Source organism: Caulobacter sp. ErkDOM-C (genome assembly GCF_048541825.1).
Classification (GTDB): Bacteria; Pseudomonadota; Alphaproteobacteria; order Caulobacterales; family Caulobacteraceae; genus Caulobacter.
This window is the reverse complement of the sequence record NZ_CP183332.1, coordinates 3,846,038-3,865,447: the sequence shown is the minus strand read 5'-3', so window position 1 is coordinate 3,865,447 and position 19,410 is coordinate 3,846,038. Positions and strand designations below refer to the sequence as shown.

Here is a 19,410-nt window from a genome sequence, read left to right as displayed (position 1 = left end):
CCTTTCAACCCCTCGTCCAGCGCTGCCGCGCCACCTTCTCTCGCAAGGGGAGAAGGAAGATGTCTCAGGCTCCCCAGAACCCAACCAGCTTTTTCACCTCGGCCACGGTCGGAGCCGCCACTTCGCGGGCCCGTTCCGCGCCCTTGGCCAGAATGCGGTCGATCTGCGCCGGATCGGCCAGCAGGGTCCGCATCCGCTCACCGACCGGGGCCAGCTTTTCGACGGCAAGCTCGGCCAGGGCCGGCTTGAAGGTCCCAAAGCCCTTGCCGGCATACTCGGCCAGCACCTCGGCCTTGGTCCGGCCGTCCAGGGCCGCGAAGATGCCGACAAGATTGTCGGCCTCGGGCCGGGTCGCCAGCTCTTCCAGGGTTTCGGGTAGGGGCTCGGGATCGGTGCGGGCCTTCTTGACCTTGGTCGCGATCATGTCGGCGTCGTCGGTCAGGTTGATGCGGCTATAGTCCGACGGATCGGACTTGCTCATCTTGGCCGAGCCGTCGCGCAGGCTCATGATCCGGGCCCCGGGACCCTGGATCAGCGGGTCGGGCTGCGGGAAGAAGTTGGGCGCAGCAAAGTCGTGGTTGAACTTGGCGGCGATGTCGCGGGTCAGTTCCAGATGCTGCTTCTGGTCCTCGCCCACCGGCACGTGAGTGGCCTTGTAGATCAGGATGTCGGCGGCCTGCAGCACCGGATAGGTGTAGAGCCCCACCGAACTGCGCTCCTTGTTCTTGCCGCTCTTTTCCTTGAACTGGGTCATGCGGTCCAGCCAGCCCAGGCGGGCCACGCACTGGAAGATCCAGGCCAGTTCGGCATGCTCGGGCACGGCCGATTGCGGGAAGATGGTGGCCTTGGCCGGGTCGAGGCCGGCGGCCAGATAGGCGGCGGCGATCTCGCGGGTCTGCTGGGCCAGGGCCGCCGGCTCCTGCCACACCGTGATGGCGTGCAGGTCGGCCACGAAGATGAAGGTGTCGATCTCGTGCTGCAGGCGGGCGAACTTCACCAGCGCGCCCAGATAGTTGCCCAGGTGCAGGGCCCCGGAAGGCTGCACGCCGGAGAGGACGCGGGCCGGGCCCGCATAGGCGGCAAGGGGGGCGGCGACGGGAGCTTGGTCGGTCATGGCTTCAGCCTTGAATGCGTAGATTTGAGTTGGCGAGCGCGAGAGCGCCAACCGCATCGGAAGATGCGGCGATCAGGGTCAGCGGGAGCCGCGCCATCGCGACGCGAAGGGACCGATCAAAGCCATGAGCGCTGGTTACCGCTCCGCGCACGGCAGGGCAAGCCGGCTCAGCGACCCGCCCCGCGCCGCAGCACGGTCTTCGCCTCCGCAATCGTCACCCCGCCCGACAGCAGCAGCAGCAGCGGATAGAGCCCCGCCGCCACGGCGCAGGTCGCCAGGATCGCCAGCTCCTTGGCCGAACCCAGACCCAGGGCCAGGATCGGCGCCTCAATGGCGGCGCGCCAGTGCGACATCGCCGCCAGGATCAGGCCCAGGGCGACGCTGGCCGCCAGCACCCGGATGATCTTGCCCCAGGCCATGGCGCTGGGGGTGTAGTCGCCGCGCTTGCTCAAGGTCAGCACCATCTGCAGCACATTGATCCACGAGGCGGCGCTGGTCGCGGCGGCCAGGCCCGGTACGCCCATGAACGGGAACAGGGCCAGGCCCAGGCCGATATTGACGGCCACCGAAACCAGGGCGAACCGCATCGGGCTCTTGGTGTCGCCCCGCGCGAAAAACGCCGGCGACAGGATGCGAGCCAGCACGAAGGCGGGCGTTCCCCAGCCATAGTGCAGCAGGGCATTGGCGGTCTGGCGGGCGTCAAACACCGTGAACTCGCCGCGGGTGAACAGGCCGTCGATCAGGAAGAACGGAATACTGAACAGCGCCACGGCGGCCGGCAGGGTCAGGGCCAAAGCAAAGACGATGGCCTGATCCATGGCGCTCTGGGCCTCGCGACGATCCTCGGCCACCACGGCCCGCGACAGGCGCGGCAGCAGGGCCACCCCGATGGCCACACCGACCAGGCCCAGCGGCAGCTGATAGAGGCGGTCGGCATAGGCCAGCCAGGTCCGCGCACCGTTCACATGGCTGGCCAGCACGCCGGAAATGGTGATGTTGATCTGGCTGGCGCTGGCGGCGATGGCCCCGGGCACGGCCAGGGCGATCAGGCCCCTGATCTCCGGGGTGAGGCGCGGCAACCGCCAGCGGATCGTCGCCCCGGCCTTGCGCACCGCCCAGACCAGCAGCAGCACCTGGCAGATCCCGGCGGCCAGAATGCCCCACGAGGCCGCCGTGGCCGCCTGATGGGCGGTCTTGGTCGGGATGACCGCGATCAGGGTCACAAGGTTGAGCAGGATCGGCGCGGCGGCCGAGACGATGAACTTGCCCCGGGCGTTCAGCACGCCCGACAGCAACGCCACGATGGCCATGCAGGGCAGGTAGGGCATGGTGATCTGGGTCAGGATCACGGCCAGCTTGTACTTGTCGGTGCCAAAGCCGAAGCCCGGGCTGATGACCATCATGAGCCACGGCATGGCCGCCTGCGAGATCAGGGTCAGACCGACGGTGAAGGCGGCAATGGTGGCCATGGCGTCGGCCGCCAGCTTGTCGGCGACCTCGGCCCCGTCGCGATCCAGGGTCTTGGAATAGGCCGGCACAAAGGCCGCCGCAAAAGCCCCCTCGGCGAAGATCCGCCGGAACAGGTTGGGGAACATCTGGGCGGTGTTGAAGGCGTCGGCCGCGAAATTGGCGCTGGCCCCCAGGAAGTACGAGATCACCAGGTCGCGCACGAAGCCCATCAGCCGGCTGACCAGGGTCAGGCCCGAATAGATCGCCGAGGACCGGATCATGCCGGGGGCTTTTTTGGGGGCGGCGGCGGGGGGTGCGGTTTCGGTCACGCCCGGCTTCTGGGCGCTGGCGCCAACGGCGTCAAGGCAACAGCACAGCCGCCAGTTCGAAGCCTGATCGCCAGGCGCCCTCGACCGAGCCGCCGCCCAGCCAGTCGCCGCAGACGCCCAGGCGGCTTGCCGCGTCCCACAGGGCCGAACGCGGCGCGGCCAGGGGCCGGGCATAGCGCCAGCGATGGGCCACCGCCGAAACGGCGAGGGGCGCAGACGATCCCAGCAGGGCCTCAAAGCCCGCCAGCAGCCGGGGTTCGGCCTGATCGGCGGTCAGTTCCAGATGGTCGCGCGACCAGTCGGGGGTGGCGTGGATCACCCAGGCCTCGGTCGCTGCGCGCCCTGGCTTGCTGGCCTCGCGGCTGGCGAAGGCCACGACCTCGCCGCCGGTCAGAACCGCCTCAGCGCTATGCACGGGCTGAACGAACACCGCCATCAGGGTCCAGCACGGCGCGGAGCGAACGGCGCGGGCCAGGGCGGCGAATTCGGGCTGGACCGCAGCCAGCAGAACGGCGGCCTGTTCGGCGGGTATGGCCACGACGAGGCGGTCAAACGGCCCCTCGTCCTGCGTCGTCCCGGCCAGGCGCCAGCCGGAGGCGTCGCGCGAAAGCCCGCTGATCGTCTGGCTCCAGCGAGTGTCCAGATCGGCCGCCATGGCCTTCAGCGGCGCGTTCATCGCGGGGACCCCGACAAACTGTCCGGGTCCTGCGGCAGGCCAGGGCGCGGCCAGACCCTGCAGGCTCCAGAACTGCACCTGAGCCTGAAAGTCGGCCTCCAGGGCCGTAAAGGCCGGCGCGCCGTGGTCAAAGGCGGCCTCGCCATCGCCCAACGCTTGCCGACGGGTCGACATCCGGCCACCGGGGCCGCGCGCCTTGTCGAAGACCACGACCTGATGACCGGCCGCCTGCAGGGCGGTGGCGCAGGTCAGACCGGCCATGCCGGCCCCGATCACGGCGGTGCGAAGCTGGCTCACCATGGAATGGGCGCTCCGTCCCAGGCGAAGAAGCCGCCATTGGCCTCGGGGCCCAGACTCTCGACCACCGCCAGCAGGGCGGCGGCCGACTGCTCGGCGGTGAACAGGCGTCCGTCGGCTACCCCCGCCTTGAACGGCGCGCTGAGCGCCGTATCGACGGTGCCGGGATGCAGCGCCACGCAGACGCCCAGCGGCCGGGTGCGGCGATGCTCGATCGCCAGGGTGCGGATCAGCATGTTCAGAGCCGCCTTGGAGGCCCGATAGCCGTACCAGCCACCCAGCTGATTGTCGCCGATACTGCCCACCCGGGCCGACAGGGCGGCCAGAACGCTGGGCTGGTCGCGCGGGGTCAACGGCAACAGGTGCTTGGCCGCCAGGGCGGGGCCCACGGCATTGACCAGAAACACCCGCGACAGGGCCTCGGCGTTAAGGGCCCGCATGGTCTTTTCGGGCGCCAGACCCTCGCCGTGCAGAATGCCGGTGGCGATCAGGATCAGGGTCGGCGCCCCCAGGGCGGCGATCCGAACGGCCGCCGCCGCCAGGCTGTCCTCGTCGAGAATATCGGCCGCAATCCAGACCAACCTGTCCTGAAGGTCGCTCGCCGGCCAGTCCGCCGGAAACCGCCGCGACAGGACGATGATCCGGTCATAGGCCAGATTGGCGGCCAGGGCGCAGACCAGGGCCCAGCCGACGCCGCCCCCGCCGCCGACGACGACGGCCAGCCGGGCCGGTGTGGAAACCGCCTCAGCCATGCAGCACCAGGGCGCCGGCCGACAGCCCGGCCGTGCCGCCCAGGGTCAGGAGCAGCCTCAGGCGCGGATACCAGTCGGGCAGGCCGCTGGACCAGACATCCCAGGCCCCGTGGATCAGCAGGGCCAGGGCCAGCACCGCCAGCTGCGCGGCCCGCAGATCAGCGGGCAGCAACAACACAGCCAGGGCGACCAGGGTCGGGATCATGGCCAGCGACACGATCCGGGCGTCAACCGGGGTCTGACGCACCGCCATCGCCCAGCGCGCTCCGCCCAGAAAGGACAGGATCAGGCCGCCATACAGGGCCAGGGCGCGGGCGGCGAGGGCAGCGTGATCGGGAAACAGACCGCCGATCAGGGGCGGCGCCAGAAAGGGGATCAGGCCCAGCAGGCCATAGGCCAGCACCACGCGCGGCGTTCCGGGCGCGGGGGTCATGCCCGGCCTCCGCGCGGGGTTCTCTCAAGCCGGCGAACCAGAGCCTGCAACCGGGGCCGCAGCCGCAGGAAACCGCGATAGGCCCGCTCCAGCCCCCACAGCAGCAGGGGGTTGCGCGCCATCTGGCCAAAGGGTGCCAGCACGGGAATGGCCCGCCACAGGGCCGCGAAGGCCGCCGCGCCCGAGACCATCGGCCCGCCGGCCTCCTGGGCGTGAAACCGCGCCAGCAGCTCCGCCCGGTCGGTCGGACAGCTTCCGTCGCCGGCCACATCGACAAAGTCGATCGCGCCCCGGCGATCCAGCCGCCGCATCAGGGCGATCTCGCGGACGCACAGCGGGCAGTCGCCGTCGAACCAGACCGTTACCGCCGGCGTCGTCGAAGCGAGGGGCGCGGCGACGGTCATCGGTCTCAGGCCTGCCGGACCATGCGCAGGAACTCGTCCCGCGTGCGGCCATCGTCGCGGATCACGCCCAGCAGGCGGCTGGTCGACAGCATCGAGCCGGCCGTATCGACGCCGCGCAGGGTCATGCAGCTGTGCTCGGCCTCGATGACCACGCCGACGCCCAGCGGATCGAGCACGTCCTGGATGGTCTGGGCGATGTCGGCGGTCAGCTTTTCCTGGATCTGCAGGCGCTTGGCGAAGCCGCGCACCACCCGGGCAAGCTTGGAAATGCCCACCACCCGATTGCGCGGCAGGTAGCCCACATGGGCCCGTCCGATCACCGGCAGCATGTGGTGCTCGCAGAAACTGACCACCCGGATATTGGACAGCACGATCAAGTCCTCATAGCCGCCGACTTCCTCGAAGGTCCGCTCCAGATGTTTGCGCGGATCTTCGCCATAGCCGCTGAACAGCTCGCCATAGGAACGCGCCACTCGGGCCGGGGTGTCCAGCAGGCCTTCGCGCGACGGATCGTCGCCCGCCCATTCGATCAGCACGCGCACCGCCGCCTCGGCGTCGGCCTGGCTGGGGCGCGACGGGGTATGGGCATGGGGATGGAGCTCGTGGCAGGCGAGGGAGGAATTGCCGTTAATCTTGCTCGCCATACCGTTCTCTCCGCGCCGACCACCGAACCTAGGAGCGGCGTTCTATATCTCACTTGAGATATAGAAAAGCGGAGAGTTTGCAGACGCTCCGATTGACCGTCAGGCCGGGACACGAACGGCATAGGCCCGCACGAAGGCCTCGCTGACCGACAGGGCCAGATCCTGCGTCGACAACGGTCGAACATGGGTTCCGTTCAGCTGGTCCTGGTGCAGGCAGGCCACCAGCAGCGGCGACAGCAGCATCAGGCCGGCAGCGCGGGCGTCGGCCTGGATCATCTCCCCGCGGCGCATGTGCTCTTCCAGCCGCGCTTCCAGCACCTGCAGGGTCGGCTCGACAATATGGTTCAGGGCCGAGGCGCCGATCTGCGGGTCCAGGAACCCTTCGGCCAGACTGACGGCGAAGATGTCGCCCAGCTTGACCGGGCGCGGGGCCTGCAGGGCCCGGATCAGGGCCTCGGCATAGCCCTGGATCGACTCGGCGAACGGCCGGTCGGAGCTGCGCTGGGCGTCCAGGCCGTCGCGGCCCACCCGCAGGCAGTCAGCCAGCACCGCGTCGACCACCGCCTGACGGCCGCCGAAATAGTGCCTCAGGGTCGGAACGCTGACCTCGGCGGCCCCGGCCAGATCGCGCAGGCTGGGACGCGCCGCCTGCCGATGCATCAGGCGCGTGGTCATCTTGGTCAGCAGATCACGCCGCTTGGTCTCGTGATCGGCGGCCAGGGAGCCCTTGGGTCTCGACACCGTGATTGTCCTTGTGCGCGCCACCCGTAACGCGAAGGCGCGGCGGCGGCAATCTGGGCGGGGTTCCACAGGCGCGACTTTGCGACCTCGCGCGGAAACCGCCGATGGTGTGGGAAGGGTCGCGGAGCGTCCGGGCCTCGCCCGGAGGAGGGGGTAGTAAATACCGTTTCGACGAAGACAGACGCTCCGCGCGATCGTTATCCCTCTGGCCGGGGTGCGCAGGCCTGTTCAGCCTTTTGCCCCACCCGGGTTTTGTCCTGCCTCGCGACGGACCCAGCCCTGAGGCTGCGGCCACGCCGATTCCGGAGGAACCCGGAGCGAACCTTCGGACGGGCGGAGGCCTTGGCTTGCCCCCGATAGGCGGGTTTACGTCACCCGCCCTCTCTTTAAACCGGCCGCCCGGGCATACGCCCGAACGGTGGTCCCGCTCGATCACCCCTGACAGCCGCCTCTGGTCGCCGGCCGGACGCCCTTCCCGTGCTGTCAGGTGAGATTGAGTATGCGGGAGGTTTCGATGCGTCTGATGGGCGCGATCAAGTTTTTTACAAGCGGTTGATTGGACTGGAGTTTGTTCTGGGAATAACGGGGATACAGCACGGCCAATCCCCGTACGCCTAGCCCTCTCCCAGAGGGAGAGGGAGGGACCCACGCTTGCGTGGGAGGGTGAGGGGTTACACTGGTTGCCGTTGTCGCACTGGGGGCCGTGCCCTGTCCGGAAGGGCTTCGCTAACCCCTCATCCTCCCACGCCTACGGCGCGGGCCCCTCCTTCTCCCTCTGGGAGAAGGTTTCGTTCTGGCGTCCCGCCCCCTTCGTGCCGAAGGGAGCCCACCCTTCATCTCACGGCGAGACGATCGCCGGACTGTCCAGGTCACTCAAGGCCGGCCCTCCGGGCCGCCGCGGAGCGGCCGGTCGCAGACCGGGCCTTGACTGACCTGGACAGTACGGCACGCTTGCTGCCTCCAAGAGATGAAGGGCTGGCTCTGCGCGAGGGCGTGTCCGATTTCCACGCCTTTGCATGATTGTGGTGATCATTCAGACTCACCCATCTCTGGGCTCAACCTAAAATTATTGCCTGCCCTTCAAGATTGATCTCGACAGTGCGCGTTTAGTCGAGGCGAAAGTGAATTTGACAAGCCCGCTTGCAATCCCAGCCAGTCCACTCGACGAAACGAGAGTGATCGGTCGCCGAGAAACGCTGATAGGCACTCTGGCACTTGCCCTGCCCCTGCAGGGCTGCGAGGAGGTTTACAGTTATCGTTATCGTCTGACGCTGGATTTCGTGGTCGACGGCATCACCCGTAGCGGATCATCTGTTAGATCGGTGCGCTTCTCGCCCCCAATCAAGGCGTTCGGCAATATGAGCGCGGGCAGCTTTCTGACGCGCGGCGAAGCCGTCATCGTCGATCTGGGACGAGCCGGCTACCTGTTTGCAACCTTCGGTGAATTTTGGTCACTTGAGCGCGGGTTAAGCGGCACGAACTGGAGCCCTGACCATGTTTTCGGGCGCGAACTGGGCAAGGCTGACTTTGCAGACCGCAAAGCTGCTTCCAAGCTACGCAAGAGGACGAAACGCATACTTGAGTCAGCCGAACTTCCCATCTTAATGCGGTTCAAGAACCTCGCAGACCCGACTAGTGCTTACGTAGTCGATCCAACAAGTATGTCCGCAGCGTACGGCCCGGGGGTCGAATTCCGACAAGCCACGGTTGAGATAACACGCGACAAAGTCAGCATTGGTCGCGTTGAAGGAATGCTCCCTTGGTCTGGTAGATATGCGTCCTCAGGAATGCACTTGGGCGATGAACTACCGCGAGGTTCTGAGAGGCGTTACGAATTGTATGCGCCTATCAGTATTTTCTTGATGTACCCCAGCAATTACAATGGCTTCAACTAGAGAATTCTCTAGTCCCGCCCCAACTACCGCGCCACGCTCGCCCGCGCCCGCTTCAGCCCCGGTCGGGTATTCGGCGCCCCGGCCTCATTGGCCTCCAGCGCCGACAGCAGGTCCGCCTTCAGCGCCGTGACCTTGCGCGTCTCGGTCAGTTTCCCACCCTCGGCGGTCTGCACATAGAAGGCGTCGACCGCGCGCTCGCCATAGCCGTCGATATGGGCCGACTGGATCGACAGGCCGCTCGTCGCCAGGGTCTGGGCCAAAGCGTGCAGCAGGCCCGGGCGGTCGCGGCCCGAGGCTTCGACCACGGTGGCGTCGTTGGAGGCCTCGTTGTCGACCACCACGCTGGGCGCGATCGAGAAGGCTGCCGTGCGCGACTGTTCGGCGCCGCGACGGGGCTCGAAGCTCATGGTTTCGCCGCGACCGGCCGATTCCAGGGCGTCGGCCAGGCGGCGCAGGGCGCGGGGGTTTTCGCAGCCCATGGGGGCGCCGGTGACGTCCTGCACATAGAAGACATCCAGGGCCTGGCCCTGGCGCGAGGTGAAGACCCGCGCGCCGACCACATTGCCGCCCAGCGATGAGATAGCCAAAGCCAGGTCGGCGAACAGGCCGCGCCGGTCCCGGGCGGCGATGACGATCTCGGCGGCGTTGGAGCCCGGCGTCACCTGGCCCTCGGCGGCGGCTCCGCCCTGGATGGCGGCGCGGCGGGCCAGGGCCGCATGGTCCTTCAGCTCATCAGCCTTGAAGGCGCTGAAATAGGCGTCCTCCATGGCCGACGCCCAGCCCGCTGCGGCCGGGTCGTCGGCGATCAGGGCCTCGCGCGCGGCCTCGGCGACGGCCTCCTGGTGGCGCTGGACGCTGGCGGCGGCGTCACTGCCCCGGCCGCCGCGGAAAACGGCTTCGGTGGCGTTGTAGAGCTCGCGCAGCAACTGGCCCTTCCAGCCGTTCCAGACCCCCGGGCCCACGGCGCGGATGTCGGCGACGGTGATGACCAGCAGCAGGCGCAGGCGCTCGGGGTTTTCGACGATGCGCGCAAAGGCGGCCACCGTCCCTGGATCGGAAACATCGCGCTTCTGGGCGAAGTCGCTCATGACCAGATGGTTCTCGACCAGCCAGGCCACCAGCTCGACCTTCAGACGGTCAACGCCCAGGCGCTCGCAGGCGCTGCGGGCCGACCGGGCCCCGGCCTTTTCCTGGCCGCCCACCCCGCCCTTGCCGGTGTCGTGCAGCAGCATGGCCAGGAACAGGGCCTCACGGTCCTCGATCAGCGGCATGATGGAGACGGCCAGCGGATGATCCTCGGCCAGGCGGCCGGCGGCGATGTCGCCGATCACGCCCACGGCCCGCAGGGTGTGCTCGTCCACCGTATAGGAGTGGTACATGTTGAACTGCATCTGGGCGACGATGCGGCCAAATTCCGGGACGAACCGGCCCAGCACCCCGGCGTCGTTCATCAGGGTCAGGGTGCGATAGCTGCGCTTGCCCCGGGCCAGCAGGTGCAGGAAGGCCTCGCAGGCGTCCTCGTCACGGCGCACCCGCGAGGTGATCAGGCCCAACGAGCGGGTCACGGCGGTGAAGGCGTCGGGGTGCAGGTCCAGGTCGCGCTCGTCGGCGATCTTGAACAGCCGGATCAGATTGACCGGATCGGCCTCGAACACCTCGGGCCCGTCGATATTGAGCCGGCCGCCGTCTTCGTAGAAGCCCTCGACATCCAGCGCCTTGCGCTTGGGCCTGCCGCCGCCCGGCAGGAAGCGGGAAATGCCCTTGGGCTCGTTCTTGAAGTGCTCGGCTTCCAGCTTGGCCGAGAAGGCGCGGGTCAGGGCCCCGACCTCCTTGGCGATCAGGAAGTAGCGCCGCATGAAGCGCTCGACCGCCGGGGCGTCGCCGCGGTCGCCATAGCCCATGCGGCGGGCGATCTCGGGCTGCAGGTCGAAGGTCAGGCGCTCTTCGGGCCGGCCGGTGGTGAAGTGCAGGTGGGCGCGCACCGCATGCAGGAAGTCGAAGGCCCGGATGAAGGCTTTCGCCTCGCGCCGGTCGAACACCGCCAGCTTGAAGACGTCTTCGGGACGATCCACCGGGTGCAGATATTCGGCGATCCACATCAGGGTGTGCAGGTCGCGCAGGCCGCCCTTGCCCTCCTTGACGTTGGGCTCGACCATGTAGCGGCTGGCCCCGGCCCGGGCCTGGCGGTCATCGCGTTCTTTCAGCTTGGCGGCGACGAACTGGGCGCCGGTGCCCTTCATGACGTCGTCGCGGAAGCGCTTCTTGAGGTCTTCGCCCAGGCGCTCGTCGCCGGTCAGGCGGCGGGCCTCAAGGATGGTGGTGCGGATGGTGAAGTCTTCGCGCGACAGCCGCACGCATTCCTCGATGGTGCGCGAGGCGTGGCCGACCTTGAAGCCCAGATCCCACAGCGCATAGAGCATGAACTCGATCACGCTCTCGGCATGCGGCGTGGTCTTGTAGGGCCGCAGGAACAGCAGATCGATATCGCTGTAAGGCGCGAGGGTTCGCCGGCCATAGCCGCCGACGGCCAGCAGGCACAGGCGCTCGCCCTCGGTCGGGTTGCGGGCCCGGAACACGTGCACCGTCGTGAAGTCATAGAGCGCGGTGATCACCTCGTCGGTGACGCCGCTGAGCAGGCGCGAGGTCTCAAGGCCCCCGGCCCCATTTTCCAGCCGCTCCTTGGCGATCATCCGGCCGCGAAACAGGGCCTGTTTCAGGATCTCGATGGCGCGGACGCGCTGCTCGGCCTCGTTGCCGATCGAGTCGAGGGCGGCGGCCGAAAGACGCGCACGCAGGGCGTGACCGTCGACGACGTGTTCCAGCGGGGTGGGGCGAAGGCGACGGGGCATGATGGGGATATGGTGTTCCGGAGCGTGATAGCCAAAAGTGGATACCGGTTTTGGCGGCCATCACGCTCTGACTAATAAAGCACTAGGTCCTGAGGAGACCCTTAAGGCGATATAGCGCCTCGAGCGCCTCCCGCGGCGACATTCCGTCGACATCCAGGTCCTTCAAAGCCGCATCCACGACACTGGGCGCCGGCTTGGCGGGCGCCGACATGGCGTGGCTCATGGCGAACAGCGGAAGGTCGTCGAGGCGGGCGGGTGATTCGTCCTTGGTCTCGAGGCGATCCAGCACCTCGCGGGCCCGCGCCACGACCGGGGCCGGAACCCCGGCCAGCTTGGCCACCTGCACGCCGTAGGAGCGATCGGCCGGACCGGCGGCGGCCTCGTGCAGGAAGACCAGATCGCCGTTCCACTCCTTGGCCCGCAGCGACAGGTTGGAGACGTAGTCCAGCCGTTCCTCCAGCGTCGCCAGCTCGTGATAGTGGGTGGCGAACAGGGCCCGGCAGCGATTGGTGTCGTGCAGGGCCTCGGCGCAGGCCCAGGCGATGGCCAGACCATCATAGGTGGCCGTGCCCCGGCCGATCTCGTCGAGGATCACCAGACTGCGCGGCGTGGCCTGGGTCAGGATGGCGGCGGTCTCGACCATCTCCATCATGAAGGTCGAGCGGCCCCGGGCCAGATCATCGCCCGCGCCCACTCGGCTGAACAGCCGATCGACCACGCCCAGCCGGAAGCTGGCGGCGGGCACAAAGCAGCCCGACTGGGCCAGGATGGCCAGCAGGGCGTTCTGGCGCAGGAAGGTCGACTTGCCGGCCATGTTGGGGCCGGTGACGATCGACAGTCGCGGCCCGGTCTCGCCCGAGGCGTCCAGACTGCAATTGTTGGGCGTATAGGGATCGCCGGCCCGCTTGACGGCGGCCTCGACCACCGGATGGCGGGCGGCCTGGGCGTCGAAGGCCAGGGAGCGGTCGACGATGGGCCGCGTGGCCCCGCTGTCCTGCGCCCATTCGGCCAGGGCGGCGGCGACATCGAGCCGCGCCAGGGCCTCGGCGGCGATCTGGATGGCGTCGGCCAGCAGGCGGGCCACCTCGCGCCAGGTCTCGAAGGCGGCGATCTCCATGGCCAGCACCCGCTCGCCGGCCTGGGCGATGCGGGCGTCCAGATCGGCCAGCTCCACCGTGGTGAAGCGCACCTGATTGGCCAGGGTCTGGCGGTGGATGAAGGTGGCGTTCAGCGGCGGCTGGAACAGCGGGTCGGCCTTGCCGGCCGTGGCCTCGACGAAATAGCCCAGCACGCCGTTGTGGCGGATCTTCAGCGGCACGCCGCTTTCGACCGCCAGCTGGGCCTCAAGGGCGATGATCACCTTGCGGCTGTTGTCGCGCAGGGCGCGGGCCTCATCCAGTTCCTCGCGAATCCCGGACGCTACGAAACCGCCGTCGCGGGCCAGGGCCGGCAGGTCGGGACCCAGCCCCGCCTCCAGCGCCGCCAGAAAGCCGCCCAGCCCCTCGTGCAGATCGGGCGTCAGGGCGCGGAAAGCGTGCTCCAGCTCGAACGGCGGCGAGGACAGGGCATCGCCCGAGCCGGCCACCATCGCGGCCAGGGTGTCGCCGATCTTCAGGGTGTCGCGGATGCAGCCCAGGTCGCGCGGACCGCCCCGGCCTAGGGCCAGGCGCGACAGGGCGCGGGCCATGTCGCCCGAGCCCTTCAGGGTCTCGCGCAGGCGCTGGCGCAGGGTCCGGTGCTCGACAAACCACTGGATCGCGTCCAGGCGCTGGTCGATGGCCGCGACGTCCAGCAGCGGCCGCGCCAGCCGCGAGGCCAGCAGCCGCGCGCCACCCGAGGTGATCGTGCGGTCGATAGCGGCCAGCAGCGAGCCGTTGCGGTCACCGGTCTGGGTGCGGTCGATCTCCAGACTGCCCCGGGTGGCCGGGTCGATGGCCATGACGTCGGCGTCGGCCGCCCGGCGCGGGGCGCGCAGGGCCGGCAGGCGTCCGGCCTGGGTCATTTCCAGATGGGCGGCGATCAGGCCCAAGGCCCCGATCTCGGCCGGTGACAGGCCGCCGAAACCATCCAGCGTATCGACGCCATACAGCCGCTTGACCCGCGCCTCAGAGGCCTGCGGTTCGGACAGGGCCGACGGCATCGGCTGCACCAGGCCGCCACAGATCTTCAGGGTCTGGGACAGCTGCTCGTCGGACAACAGCCGGTCGGCGACCAGGGTCTCGGACGGGGCCAGGGCCGCCAGGATCGCGGCGACGCCATCCTTGCTGACCGAGAACACCTCGACCTCGCCGGTCGACAGCTCGACGCTGGCCACGGCGGCCTGTCCCGCCCGCACGGCCACGGCGGCCAGGCGATTGGCGCCGCGCGCATCCAGCAGGCCCTCCTCGGTCAGGGTGCCCGGGGTGACCACGCGCACGATGTCGCGCCGCACGATCGACTTGGAGCCGCGCTTCCTGGCCTCGGCCGGGTCTTCCATCTGCTCACAGACAGCGACCTTGAAGCCCTGGCGGATCAGTTTCGACAGATAGGCCTCGGCCGCGTGCTGCGGCACCCCGGCCATCGGGATCGGCTGGCCGTTGTGCGTGCCGCGAAAGGTTTGCGAGATGCCCAGGGCGGCGGCCGCCGCGATCGCGTCGTCAAAGAACAGCTCGTAGAAATCGCCCATCCGGAAGAAGATCAGGGCGTCCGGCTGCCGCGCCTTCATCTCGAAAAACTGCTGCATCACCGGCGTCGCGCCGGTGGCGTCATAGGTCTGGATGGTGGACGAAGCAGGGGCGTTCATGACGCCATGACTTAACGTTTGACGCTGCTTCGCAGAAGCGCCATGTAGAATGTTCATGTTTTGTGCTGAAGGTTTGTTCGGCCAACAAGAGGGGCGGCATGAGCGAGGGGGAAATCGTCCTCTACAACACCGAGGACGGACTCGCGCGTGTGCAGCTTCGGGCGGCGGACGGGACCGTCTGGCTGACACAGGCGCAGATCGCGGAACTGTTCGCGACCTCCAGGCCAAACATCACCCAGCACCTTACGGCGGTCTTCCAATCGGGTGAGTGCGAAGAGACCGCAGTATGTAAGCAGGACTTACTAACTGCCGCTGACGGCAAACGTTACCGCACGACCCTCTATCGCCTCGAAGCCATCCTGGCCGTCGGCTATCGCGTCCGCTCGATCCGGGGCGTCCAGTTTCGCCAGTGGGCCACAACCCGCCTGCGCGACTATCTGGTCAAGGGCTTCGTGCTCGATGAGGCTCGTCTGCGCGATCCCGGGCCGTTCGACTATTTCGACGAACTTCTGGAAAAGATCCGCGACATCCGGGCGTCGGAGAAGCGGTTCTATCAGAAGGTCCGCGACGTCTACGCCACGGCGACCGACTACACGGCGCGGTCCAATGACGCCCAGATCTTCTTCGCCACCGTCCAGAACAAGATGCTGCACGCGGTGACTGGCAAGACGGCGGGTGAGCTGATCGTCGCCCGCGCCGATCCCGGCGCACCGAACATGGGCCTGCAAAGCTGGAAGGGCGGAAAGGTCCGCAAAGGCGACGTCGATACGGCCAAGAATTATCTACACGCCGACGAAGTCAGCGAGCTCAACCGCATCGTGACCATGTTCCTGGACTTCGCCGAGGATCAGGCCGGGCGTCGCAAGGCGATGACCATGGCCGAGTGGTCCGAACGGCTCGACGCGTTCCTGACGTTTAACGACAGGGACGTCCTGGCCAATGCCGGAAAGGTCGGCGCCGATGACGCCAGGCGGATCGCCCGCGAAAGGTTCGAGGCTTTCGACAATGAGCGCAGGCTGGCCGATGATCGCGCCGCGGAGATCGAGCATGTCGAGGAAATGCTGCGCCTGACCGCCGCCCGTCTTGAGACGCCATAAGCTGATTGCCACTTGCGCTGACTTCGTGCCAGATCGCCATGGGGTTGTGGGGGCCGGTCATGTCAGCGTCAAAGGCGATCATCGCCGTTCCAGAGCGGCCCGCTGTTATGGCGCCCTACAGGCCAGACTGGCTGGAAAAGCCGACGGTCGACGACATGGAGTGGGCCTATCCGGCCCATGCGGAGCGCCACGGGATCGAAGGCAAGGCGGTGATCAAGTGCCAGGTCGGTCCTGACGGCCGCCTGGGAAACTGCCAGGTGATCTCGGAGGCTCCGACTGGCGAGGATTTCGGCGTCGCGGCCATCGCCCTGTCCCAGAAGTTCCGGATGCTGCCGCCGCCCGCCGACTATGCGGCCAAGACGCCCGAGGTGACGATCCCGATCGTCTTCCAGGTGCCGCAGAACAGCTGGTCTCGACTCAAGACAGCGACCACCGCGCTGCCCAAAGGCGCCGAGCCGTCTCTCGCGCCGCTGGATTCCGGCGATATGCTGTTGATCGCGGGCGTGGGGGCGATCGCCTTCGCGCTCCTGGCGCTGGTGTTCTCGGTCGCGGGTAAACGCGGCCGCGCCGCCTAGCTCCCCGTAACCTCGTCCCAGAACCGCTTGGCCTTGCCGACGAAATTGGCCGACTTGGGGTTTTGCTTGTCGTCGCACAGGCCGGCCAGCTCCTTGAGGAGCTCTTTCTGACGGGCCGACAGGTGGGTCGGGGTCTCGACGAACAGTTCCACCACCAGGTCGCCGCGCTGGCGGCTGCGCAGGGACGGCATGCCCTTGCCCTTGAGGCGGACGGTCTTGCCGGTCTGCGAACCTTCGGGAACCTTGACCGGGATCTTGCAGGTCCCGTCGCACTCCTCGCCGCCCATCAGGCAGGGGGCGTCGATCTCGCCGCCGAGGGCGGCAACGGTCATCGGCACGGGAACCGTGCACAGCAGGTCCAGGCCATCGCGCTCGAACAGCTCGTGCGGGATCACCGACAGGAAGATGTAGAGGTCGCCGCGCGGGCCGCTGCGGGCTCCGGCGTCGCCTTCGCCCGACAGGCGGATGCGGGCGCCGTCATCGACGCCGGCCGGAATGCGCACCGACAGGATGCGCTCGCGGCGCACCTGGCCGTGGCCGTTGCAGCTCTGGCAGGGGTCCAGCACCAGCCGGCCCGAACCGCCGCAGCGCGGGCAGCCGCGCTCGACCGCAAAGAAGCCTTGCGTGGCCCGCACGCGGCCATGGCCGCCGCAGGTGCCGCAGACCGTAGGACTGGTGCCGGCCTTGGCGCCCGAGCCGTCGCAGACCTCGCAGGTGATGGCGGCGGGAACCTTGATCTCGACCTCGGCGCCGGCATAGGCCTGCTCCAGGCTGATCTCCAGGTCGTAGCGCAGGTCCTGGCCACGCTGCGGACCGTTGGACGGACGGCGACCGCCGCCGAACATCTCGCCGAACACGTCGCCGAACACGTCGCTGAAAATGTCGCTGGCGTCGCCGCCAAAGCCGCCCTGGCCACCACCGCCGCCGCCGCCATTGACGCCGGCATGGCCGAACCGGTCGTAGGCCGCGCGCTTCTGCGGATCCGACAGGATCGAATAGGCCTCGTTGATTTCCTTGAAGCGGCCGGACGCCTCCTCGCAGCCGCCGTTGCGGTCGGGATGGTGTTCCATCGCAAGCTTGCGGAATGCGACCTTGAGGCCCGCATCGTCAGCGGTCCGGGTCACGCCCAGGATTTCGTAATAGTCGCGCATCGTCAGCGTCTGGCGCCCAAGAGGCCCACGGGAGAGGCGGTGATAGGGAGAGAGGTGGTGTTCTGCATCGCGCGACGCAAGGCGTCGCAGGCGTGCGGATCAAGCGAACGCGGCCGCGAAACGATCGTCAGAGGAACGTTTCGCGGCGCGCGCATGGCGAACTAGTTCGCCGGCTTGTTTTCGTCGACTTCTTCGAACTCGGCGTCGACGACGCCATCGTCCGCGGCGGCTTCATCGCCATCGCCCGAATCCTGTTGCGAGGCATACATGGCCTCGCCCAGCTTCATCGAGGCCTGACGCAGGGCGTCGGTCTTGGCCTTGATCAGGTCGACGTCTTCGCCCTCGAGCGCGGTCTTCAGGTCGGTCAGGCCGGTCTCGATGGCGACCTTGTCCTCGCCAACAACCTTGTCACCATGCTCGGCCATGGCCTTTTCCGTGGCGTGCACGGTGGCCTCGCCCTGGTTCTTGGCCTCGACCAGCGCCTTCTTCTTGTCGTCGCCGGCCTTGTTGGCCTCGGCTTCCTTGACCATGCGCTCGATGTCCGCGTCGCTCAGGCCGCCATTGGCCTGGATGCGGATCGAGTGCTCCTTGTTGGTCGCCTTGTCCTTGGCGTGGACATTGACGATGCCGTTGGCGTCGATGTCGAAGGTGACCTCGATCTGCGGGATGCCGCGCGGAGCCGGCGGAATGCCCTGCAGGTCGAACTGACCCAGGAACTTGTTGTCGACAGCCATCGGACGCTCGCCCTGGAAGGCGCGGATCGTCACGGCCGACTGGTTGTCGTCGGCGGTCGAGAAGGTCTGCGAGCGCTTGGTCGGGATGGTGGTGTTGCGCTCGATCAGCGGGGTGAACACGCCGCCCAGGGTCTCGATGCCCAGGGTAAGCGGGGTCACGTCCAGCAGCAGCACGTCCTTGACGTCGCCTTGCAGAACGCCGGCCTGAACGGCGGCGCCCAGGGCGACCACTTCGTCAGGATTGACGCCCTTGTGCGGCTCGCGGCCGAAGAAGTCCTGCACCGCCTGCTGGACCTTGGGCATGCGGCTCATGCCACCGACCAGGATCACTTCGTCGATGTCGCTCTTCTTGAGGCCGGCGTCCTTGAGGGCCTGTTCGCACGGACCGATGGTGCGGGCGATCAGGTCTTCGACCAGGGCTTCCAGCTTGGAGCGCGACAGCTTGATGTTCAGGTGCAGCGGGCCCGACGCATTCATCGAAATGAAGGGCAGGTTGACTTCGTACTGAGCCGTCGAGGACAGCTCCTTCTTGGCCCGCTCGGCCTCTTCGCGAAGGCGCTGCAGGGCCAGCTTGTCCTTGCGCAGGTCGACGCCCTGCTCCTTCTTGAACTCGTCAGCCAGGTAGTCGACGATCCGAAGGTCGAAGTCCTCGCCGCCCAGGAAGGTGTCGCCGTTGGTGGCCTTCACCTCGAAGACGCCGTCGCCGATTTCCAGGACCGAGACGTCGAACGTGCCGCCGCCCAGGTCATAGACGGCGATCTTCTTGCCGTCGTTCTTGTCCAGGCCGTAGGCGAGCGCCGCAGCGGTCGGCTCGTTGATGATGCGCAGGACTTCCAGGCCGGCGATCTTGCCGGCGTCCTTGGTCGCCTGACGCTGGGCGTCGTTGAAATAGGCCGGAACGGTGATCACGGCCTTGGTCACCGGCTCGCCCAGATGGGTCTCGGCGGCTTCCTTCATCTTCTGCAGAATGAAGGCGGAGACTTCCTGCGGAGAATAGTCCTTGCCCTGGGCCTTGACCCAGGCGTCGCCGGTCGGACCCTTGACGATGTCATAGGGCACCATCGCCTTGTCCTTCTCGACCACGGGGTCGGAGGCGGTGCGGCCGATCAGGCGCTTGATGGCGAACAGCGTGTTGGTCGGGTTGGTGACGGCCTGACGCTTGGCGGGCTGGCCAACCAGACGCTCGCCATCCTCGAGGAACGCGACCACCGACGGGGTGGTGCGGGCGCCCTCGGCGTTCTCGATCACCTTGGGGGTCTTGCCGTCCATGATGGCCACGCACGAATTCGTGGTGCCAAGGTCGATACCAATAATCTTGCTCATATTACGAACCTGTCGCTCCTGCTGGCGGACGGCGGTGACAAGGGCCTTAGACGCAAGCGCCCCGGTTTTTCTCGCTCCGTCCCCGTCTGGTCGAACTTCCTAACGGTTGATCCAATCCTCCCCGTCCCGACCAAGGTCGAGCGGACAGAGTGCGTTCCCCGAAGT

Annotated in this window: 15 protein-coding genes; 3 read left to right on the top strand and 12 right to left on the bottom strand. The window is 67.6% G+C overall.

Annotated features, from left to right (window positions below):
- Positions 1-64: 64 nt before the first annotated feature.
- The 8 genes from trpS to ACN2C8_RS18715 all read right to left on the bottom strand — a co-directional run bounded on the left by trpS (position 65) and on the right by ACN2C8_RS18715 (position 6,839).
- Positions 65-1,114, bottom strand: a complete 1,050-nt coding sequence (trpS, locus tag ACN2C8_RS18750; protein ID WP_419253567.1) for a tryptophan--tRNA ligase — start codon at positions 1,112-1,114, stop codon at positions 65-67.
- A 167-nt stretch (positions 1,115-1,281) separates the two neighbouring features.
- Entirely contained in the window at positions 1,282-2,844 is a 1,563-nt protein-coding gene (gene murJ, locus ACN2C8_RS18745; RefSeq protein WP_419255926.1) for a murein biosynthesis integral membrane protein MurJ, read from the bottom strand.
- Between the two features lie 79 nt (positions 2,845-2,923).
- Entirely contained in the window at positions 2,924-3,868 is a 945-nt protein-coding gene (locus tag ACN2C8_RS18740; RefSeq protein WP_419253565.1) for an NAD(P)/FAD-dependent oxidoreductase, read from the bottom strand.
- Positions 3,862-4,617 (bottom strand): SDR family NAD(P)-dependent oxidoreductase, encoded by a 756-nt coding sequence (locus ACN2C8_RS18735; protein ID WP_419253564.1) that lies wholly within the window; start codon positions 4,615-4,617, stop codon positions 3,862-3,864. The genes ACN2C8_RS18740 and ACN2C8_RS18735 overlap by 7 nt, the downstream gene beginning before the upstream one ends.
- On the bottom strand, positions 4,610-5,050 hold the full coding sequence (locus tag ACN2C8_RS18730) for a DUF3429 domain-containing protein (RefSeq protein WP_419253563.1): 441 nt from the start codon (positions 5,048-5,050) through the stop codon (positions 4,610-4,612). The genes ACN2C8_RS18735 and ACN2C8_RS18730 overlap by 8 nt, the downstream gene beginning before the upstream one ends.
- A complete protein-coding gene (locus ACN2C8_RS18725) occupies positions 5,047-5,454 on the bottom strand; it encodes a thiol-disulfide oxidoreductase DCC family protein (RefSeq protein WP_419253562.1) in 408 nt (135 codons plus the stop codon). Before ACN2C8_RS18725 ends, ACN2C8_RS18730 begins: the two co-directional genes overlap by 4 nt.
- 5 nt (positions 5,455-5,459) lie before the next feature.
- Entirely contained in the window at positions 5,460-6,098 is a 639-nt protein-coding gene (gene folE, locus ACN2C8_RS18720; protein WP_419253560.1) for a GTP cyclohydrolase I FolE, read from the bottom strand.
- Positions 6,099-6,197: 99 nt separating this feature from the next.
- Positions 6,198-6,839, bottom strand: coding sequence for a TetR/AcrR family transcriptional regulator (locus ACN2C8_RS18715; RefSeq protein WP_419253559.1), 642 nt, complete (start codon positions 6,837-6,839; stop codon positions 6,198-6,200).
- 1,175 nt (positions 6,840-8,014) lie between these two features.
- Between ACN2C8_RS18715 and ACN2C8_RS18710 the strand changes: the two genes are divergently transcribed.
- Complete coding sequence (locus ACN2C8_RS18710) at positions 8,015-8,734, top strand: hypothetical protein (protein ID WP_419253558.1); 720 nt, start codon at positions 8,015-8,017, stop codon at positions 8,732-8,734.
- Positions 8,735-8,757: 23 nt separating this feature from the next.
- On the opposite strand, the gene ACN2C8_RS18705 is transcribed toward ACN2C8_RS18710, so the two are convergent.
- Together ACN2C8_RS18705 and mutS are read right to left on the bottom strand one after the other, a co-directional pair.
- The gene (locus tag ACN2C8_RS18705; protein WP_419253556.1) at positions 8,758-11,583 is read right to left on the bottom strand and encodes a [protein-PII] uridylyltransferase; all 2,826 of its coding nucleotides are present in this window, start codon (positions 11,581-11,583) and stop codon (positions 8,758-8,760) included.
- 82 nt (positions 11,584-11,665) lie between these two features.
- Positions 11,666-14,365, bottom strand: a complete 2,700-nt coding sequence (gene mutS / locus ACN2C8_RS18700) for a DNA mismatch repair protein MutS (RefSeq protein ID WP_419253555.1) — start codon at positions 14,363-14,365, stop codon at positions 11,666-11,668.
- A gap of 98 nt (positions 14,366-14,463) precedes the next feature.
- Here mutS and ACN2C8_RS18695 point away from each other — a divergent pair, with 98 nt between their 5' ends.
- Together ACN2C8_RS18695 and ACN2C8_RS18690 are read left to right on the top strand one after the other, a co-directional pair.
- Positions 14,464-15,462: a virulence RhuM family protein gene (locus ACN2C8_RS18695; RefSeq protein WP_419253554.1), complete on the top strand. Its 999-nt coding sequence runs from the start codon at positions 14,464-14,466 to the stop codon at positions 15,460-15,462.
- 59 nt (positions 15,463-15,521) lie between these two features.
- Positions 15,522-16,037 (top strand): energy transducer TonB, encoded by a 516-nt coding sequence (locus ACN2C8_RS18690; RefSeq protein ID WP_419253553.1) that lies wholly within the window; start codon positions 15,522-15,524, stop codon positions 16,035-16,037.
- Here ACN2C8_RS18690 and dnaJ read toward each other — a convergent pair.
- Positions 16,034-17,188: a molecular chaperone DnaJ gene (gene dnaJ / locus ACN2C8_RS18685; protein WP_419253551.1), complete on the bottom strand. Its 1,155-nt coding sequence runs from the start codon at positions 17,186-17,188 to the stop codon at positions 16,034-16,036. The two genes, ACN2C8_RS18690 and dnaJ, sit on opposite strands and share 4 nt — an antisense overlap.
- A gap of 161 nt (positions 17,189-17,349) precedes the next feature.
- Complete coding sequence (gene dnaK, locus ACN2C8_RS18680) at positions 17,350-19,245, bottom strand: molecular chaperone DnaK (protein WP_419262213.1); 1,896 nt, start codon at positions 19,243-19,245, stop codon at positions 17,350-17,352.
- Positions 19,246-19,410: the final 165 nt, after the last annotated feature.